This is a genomic window from Frankia sp. CgJB1 (assembly GCF_977947065.1).
This window is the reverse complement of the sequence record NZ_CDWTNB010000221.1, coordinates 1-5,974: the sequence shown is the minus strand read 5'-3', so window position 1 is coordinate 5,974 and position 5,974 is coordinate 1. Positions and strand designations below refer to the sequence as shown.

Annotated in this window: 5 protein-coding genes and 2 pseudogenes; 5 read left to right on the top strand and 2 right to left on the bottom strand. The window is 70.0% G+C overall.

The features are described from left to right. Together AC08OT_RS18555 and AC08OT_RS18550 are read right to left on the bottom strand one after the other, a co-directional pair. A partial coding sequence (locus AC08OT_RS18555) for a hypothetical protein (RefSeq protein ID WP_476603103.1) occupies positions 1-370 on the bottom strand: 370 nt, incomplete at its 3' end. 201 nt (positions 371-571) lie between these two features. Then, a pseudogene (locus AC08OT_RS18550) lies at positions 572-1,006 on the bottom strand (hypothetical protein); the annotation flags it as partial. Between the two features lie 404 nt (positions 1,007-1,410). Between AC08OT_RS18550 and AC08OT_RS18545 the strand changes: the two are divergent. From AC08OT_RS18545 to AC08OT_RS18525, 5 genes and pseudogenes are all read left to right on the top strand, one after another. Then, a pseudogene (locus AC08OT_RS18545) lies at positions 1,411-2,214 on the top strand (SAM-dependent methyltransferase). Beyond that, positions 2,211-3,446, top strand: a complete 1,236-nt coding sequence (locus AC08OT_RS18540) for a hypothetical protein (protein ID WP_476593106.1) — start codon at positions 2,211-2,213, stop codon at positions 3,444-3,446. The pseudogene AC08OT_RS18545 and the gene AC08OT_RS18540 overlap by 4 nt, the downstream one beginning before the upstream one ends. Before the next feature lie 160 nt (positions 3,447-3,606). Next, positions 3,607-3,897, top strand: a complete 291-nt coding sequence (locus AC08OT_RS18535; RefSeq protein ID WP_476593107.1) for a hypothetical protein — start codon at positions 3,607-3,609, stop codon at positions 3,895-3,897. Next, a complete protein-coding gene (locus AC08OT_RS18530) occupies positions 3,894-4,979 on the top strand; it encodes an ATP-binding protein (RefSeq protein ID WP_476593108.1) in 1,086 nt (361 codons plus the stop codon). The genes AC08OT_RS18535 and AC08OT_RS18530 overlap by 4 nt, the downstream gene beginning before the upstream one ends. A gap of 204 nt (positions 4,980-5,183) precedes the next feature. Then, the coding region (locus AC08OT_RS18525) for an MFS transporter (RefSeq protein WP_476603102.1) at positions 5,184-5,974 on the top strand (791 nt) is incomplete at its 3' end.

Below are 5,974 nucleotides of genomic sequence, written 5' to 3'. Positions count from 1 at the left end.
GGGCCTGGTCCGCACAGGCGAAAGCAATACGGGCGTGCGTCTCCGCCTCTACCAAAGAACCCAGATCGAAAGCGGCGTTAGCCAGCACGCCGCTCAACAGGCCAGCCAGATAGTGTAGATCGCGGGACAGTCTTGGAGAATGCCTATCCGACAGCAATGAGAAAATTTTTGTCCGTAGGGTACGAACCTCAAGGAATATCGACAGCGCTGGCCGTTGAGAATAATACGAAACTATGTTTCCGATTTCGGCGTGGAACTGTTCCAGGACGTGAGATCCTACCTTGACTGAATCGATCGCGTGAAGGACGTCGACGGACTCGCTGGAGGTGTGCGCGAGAACATAGGATTCGGAATGAAATAACTTGTTCACTTCGGGGTCCTCGCGAGCCCGTGACCTGCGAAGACGCATATTGGCTTGCATTAATTACTTCATTACGAATTCATACTCGACTAGCTCTGGGTTCTGGTCCTGAACCACCGCTGCGGACTCAAATGCTCGGTAGTCCGATATATCGACGAGTGCGGGTTTCGCGAGCGTGCCATCGTACTTCGTCAGCTCGATCGGTACTGCGGCGCCGACACTCCTTGTTTTCGCGTCTCCCGCGCGGATCGAGTTGATGAGGAGCATGTCGGTGGGGGCATGTGTTCGCGGTCGTCGAGGTCAAGCAAATCGTGAAGGTCGCAGCCGTAGACGGCGGCGAGCTGGGCGAGGATCTGGAGGGTGGGCCGGCGCCGGAGTGGGAGCGGCCAGGTTTCCAGTTCGGACAGCCAGGGTGTGGTCATGCTGGCCGCACCGTCGGGGTCGAGGCCGGTACGGGCGGCGTGGGCGTTGATGCGGTCGGCGGCCTGCTGGCTGGGTCCAGCCGTGCGCGATCCGGTGGGCGATGCGGGGGCGCAGCTTGTAGCGGCGGGTGAACTCAATGGCGATCTCGTCGTGGCTCATCCCGGCCGCCCGCATCCGGGCTCGTAGCTCGTCCTGCTCCACCCGCCGGCTCGGCCTGCCCATGACGACCCCCCACCCCTTCCCCGTCTGCGCGGTCCCCGTCTCCTTCCGGGACATGTCCACGGTAGTGGTGCGATCACTCCACGGGAAGGGGGGTCGTACAACCCGAACTAACGGACCCTGTCCGTAAGTGTTACTCCAGGTCAAAGGGGCTACGGGGAGCCGAACTGATTCTTCGGGTTGACGGGAATGTTTCGTGCCCTTGTCAGGGCGATGGTGGTAGCCGTCCCCCGACGTCTACTCTCAGTGAGGTCCGTTCCCATGACGAGGATCGTTCCCGCGACGGCCGCGCCCTTCGACGCCGCCTTCGACGCCAGGCCCAGGCCGGACACACCGGGTGAGGCAGGGCACCGACGAGCGCGGGGCAGTCTGGGCGGGGCGGACCGCCTGTGGGCGAGGTCGGCGTGATGAGCACCGACAGCTTCGAGTCCCCCGGGCGTGAAGATCCCAGCATTACGCCCAACATTGCGAGGATTTACGACTACCTGCTCGGTGGGGCCCATAACTTCGCCGTCGACCGTGAGGCCGCGAAGGGCCTGGTGGAAACGTGGCCGCAGATCGCCCAGACCGCACGGGTCAACCGGATGTTCCTGGGCGAGGCGGTCCGATACCTTGCCGGCTCGGCGGGGGGCCGCCAGTTCCTCGACATCGGTTCGGGGATGCCGACGATGGGCAACGTCCACGAGGTCGCCTCCGGGATGGCGCCCGGCACGCGGGTTGTCTACGTCGACAGCGACCCGGTTGCCGTCGCGAGCAGCCAGATCCTGCTCGCACGCACGCCCGCCGCGGTTGCCATCGAAGCCGACCTTCACCGTCCCGAGGAAATCCTTCGGTATCCGGAGCTCACCGGGCTGCTCGACCTGTAGCGGCCGGTCGGGCTTCTGCTGGTGGCGGTCCTGCACTTCTTCGACGACGACGCCCACCCGCAACGGCTGATCGGCGCGCTGCCCACGGGCAGCTACCTGGTTCTCACCCATACCACCGGTGACGGGCAGGCCGATGACGTCACCGACGCCGCCACGCTGTACCGGCGGACGACGGCGCCGTTGCGGCTGCGCAGCCGGACCGAGATCCTGCGGTTCTTCGAAGACTGTGGCCTGATCGAGCCCAGCGTGGTCCTGCTTCCCGGCTGGGCCGAGGACCGGCAGGGCTCCGGGACGGCGTCCGAGGGGCGGCTGCCGCTCTACGGCGGCGTCGGGCGTATCCGGTGAGCCCCCGGTCCGGCTGTCCGACCTGCTGGTCCGACCGCGACGTCACCTGTCTTCTCGCCCACGCCGAGGCGCGGATCGCCGCCGCGACCGCCCGTCTGTGGCCGGCGGCGGAGGTGACGGTCGGGCCGATGGTCACCGGGGGTAGTGCGGTGGTGCGCCGGGTGCAGGCCGGTGCCGAGACGCTGTGCGCGAGCTGGCGCCCGAGGGGGGCGGCGCTGGCGCGCGTGGTGCGCGGCGACCACGGGAATCTCCCCGCGGTGCTGGCCGACGACGCCGACGGGCCGCGGGCGGACCTGACCGTCCGGGAAGCCGAACAGCTCACCACGCTGGCCGTCTACAGCGGTCTGCGGGTCCCCGGCCCGGCCACCATCACGGACGGGGTGATGGTCACACCGTGGGTGACGGGCACGAGTCTGGCCGACCAGGTCCAGGCCCGCCCGGCGGCGCTGACCGAGGTGCTGATGTTGCTGATGGACGACCTCGCCGGGCTGCACAGCGATCCGCCGGAACCGCTGCGCCTGGTCGCCGCCACCGGTACCCGGAACCTGCCGCTGGTCGTCACCGCGGCGCTCGGCCGCACCGCCGACCACCTCCACCCACGGTCCCCGCACGCCGGCGGGATTAACGAAGCCGGGGAGGTGAAGACGCTTACGCACAGCCTGTCGGCCAGGCTCGCGCGGCTGGCCTCCGGATTGGACCCGGTGCTGCTCACCCGCGCCGGTATCGCCTACGGAGCCCTCACCCCGCACCACGTGCTCTACCCCGCCGGCTCGCCGCGGGCCGTGCTGGTGTCGCCCGCGCTCGGGCCCGGCGGGGAACCCGTGGACACCGCCATGCTGCTCGGCCATCTGCACCTGATGATCCTGGGATGTCCGCCGCCGGTCCGCGCGGAACTCGTCGAGGGGGTCGAGGCGTGGCTGGCCGGACGGCTCGCCGCCCGCCGTGGCGAGTGGCGAGGCTGGCTGGCCGCTGTGCTGACGATCTGGGCCGCCACCGTCTACGACACCGTCGTCACCGCACTGACGCTGCCTACCGACGCCCTGCCACTCCACCCGGCCACGGCCGACCTGGCGTGCGGTCCGCTGCCCGCTCTGTCCGTCCTCGACGTTCTGACCCGGACCCTGCGCCGCCACAGCGCGGACGCGGCGTTGAACGCCACCCTCACCGCGCTCGCCGCTGACCCGGCCAGCCGCGCCGGCACCGACCCAACGCAGACGACCACATCTCGCTGATCACACCGTCCCACCTGCCTGGAGAGGTGCGCCCCATGCTCGCCCCGTTGCCGAACCGAGGACCGGACCAGTCCCCGCTCACCCACCGCGCCACAGCCGTCCCCGTCGCGCCGCCCGCGGCCTCGCGGGTCCTCACGGCCGGCCGCGCACCCACGACCCGATGATCACAGCAGGGCGGCGGGTGGACCGGCGCACACGCGACGGGGATCTCGACCTGCCCGGCCTCGGCTGCGACCGGCTTCACCGCACGGCGCTGCATGCGCTCGACGCGCACGTCAACACTGACGGCCGATGCGCGGGCTGCGGGAGCCGATGGCCGTGCCGCACCGTGATCCTCGCCGAACACAATCTCGCTCTCGTGCACGACATCGCGCCCGCACCCGCTCCGCCTGACGGGGCCGCACTCGGGCCCGCGAGCCGTCCCGATCCCCCCGCCGGGAGAGCCGTATGACCACCGTCCTCGCCGCCGCCACCTCCACCGAGCCCACCCGTCCCGTCTCCCGGCTACCGCACCGGGTCTGGTACTACCCCGCGACCCCGCGCTCCGCCGGCGCTGTCCGCCATGACGTCGCGACGCAGCTCCGCGGCTGGGGCCTCGACGAGCTGCTCGCCCCGACTGTCCTCGTGGTGTCGGAGCTGGCCACCAACGGCCTCGTCGCCAGCCAGCGAGCACGAGACCAGCACGCTGACCGTGCTTCGGTATCGCGGATCGCGGTGCGCATCACCTATAGCCACCACGACGTGATCGTCGAGGTGTGGGACGGGGCGGCGGACCAACCGACCCTCCGGACCGCCGACCCCGAGGCCGAGGACGGCCGCGGCCTGCACCTGGTAACCGCACTGACCCGCGACTTCGGCTGCTACCGGGTCCGGGTCCGCAACACCGACGGCACCTACTGGAGCAACGGCAAGGTCACCTGGGCGATCTTGTCCCACGGCACACCACCGGTGAATCTCGTCGCCGACGCCCCGCCGGACTCGCCGGACCTGCCCCGACGCAGCCCCCCTGCGCCTGTCGGCGGGAGCGCACCGGACCCGGACGCCGTCGACCTCGGGCTACTGCAACGAGTGATCGACGGCCTGCGTGCCCTGGACGACTGGACATGCGAACCCCTCCCCGACCCGAATCGACCGGCCCGCCCCACCAGCCCGGAACGGAGAGGCTCTGCCATGAACCACGATCTTGATCGTTCCTGCCCGTCCTGGTGCCAGAAGGCCGCCGGGCATCTGCACGTGGAAGCATCGGGCCCTGGGGATTACCACACCGCCGAGATCGCCTTCATCGCCCTGCCGGAAATCCCCGGACTCCGCGGGGAGACCGCCCTCGCGGTGACGATCGAGCAGTACGTCACCGCCACGACGACCTACCAGCCGGTGATCTCCCTCGACTGCGGCGGCGACGGCGAACCCGCGGACAACGAGACCCTCACTCTCGACGAAGCCGACACTCTCGCCTCTGAGATCACCCGCGCGGTCACCACGGTCCGCGGCGCTCAGCCTGCCCGGCCTCCCGACAATGACGCCCGCGGGTAGCAGCCCGCTGCCGGGCCGCGGTCGGCAGCGACCGCCGGCCCCGGGCGCCGCGTCAACACGGTTGCCGCGGCTCGCCCGCGGGACTGTCCGTCGCGTGAACTATCCGGAGGGGGGATGTGGTGGGCGGCTCTCTCGCGGCATTGACCAGCTGGAATTTCCGACTGTAATTTCGCGGCGAAGTGTGTGTCGCATGTGGGTACATGGATGCAGCGGGTTGCGCAGGATTATCTGGTGCTGGAACTCGGTGGCGGTGGAACAGCGCTGGGGATCACGGTGGCTGTGCAGTTCGCGCCGACAGCGCTGGGTGGTGTCCATGCCGGCGTGTGGGTTGATCGGCTGGCGCATCGGCGGCGGGCGATGGCTGTCGAGCAGGTCGCCGCGGCGATGCTGGCGGTCCTTCTCGGGGTGGTGGCGCTGGCGGGGGGCGCGGTGTGGCAGGTGTATTTGCTGGCGGCTGGGCTGGGAGTGAGCACGGTGATCTCCAACCCGTTGCAGCAGTCGTTGCTGGCGGAGATCGTCGACGGCCCGTTGCGCCCGTCCGCAGTCGCGTTGAACTCCGCGGCGTTTACCGGTGGGCGGGTGGCCGGGTCGGCGCTCGCCGGGGTCGTGATCGCGGGGGTGGAAGTGGCCGGTGCCTGCTGGGCCAACGCGGTCTCGTTCGCGGCGGTGCTGATGGCGCTCGCGGCCATGCGTCGCGAGGAGATGCACCCGGCCGCACCGGTGCCGCGGGTGCCCGGTCAGGTCCGCGACGGCCTCGGGTACATCGCGGGGCGTGGTGATCTGGTCATGCTGTTCGCCGTCACTGCGGTCGCCAGTGTGGTGCTCATGCCGTTTCAGACGGTGCTGGTGCCGCTGGTGGTGGTGGACACGTTCGGGAAGGGCGCGACCGGTCTCGGGGTCGCGGGTGCCGCCGTCGCGGCGGGGGCGGTCGCCGGCCAACTGGAGGCGGGTCGGCGACCGCCCCGGCCGGGGGGCACCCCGATCCGGGTCGCCGC

Bases quoted from the DNA above. Each gene is read 5' to 3' on its own strand.
- AC08OT_RS18535 (WP_476593107.1), top strand. From the start codon at position 3,607: ATGATCACAGCAGGGCGGCGGGTGGACCGGCGCACACGCGACGGGGAT.
- AC08OT_RS18530 (WP_476593108.1), top strand. From the start codon at position 3,894: ATGACCACCGTCCTCGCCGCCGCCACCTCCACCGAGCCCACCCGTCCC.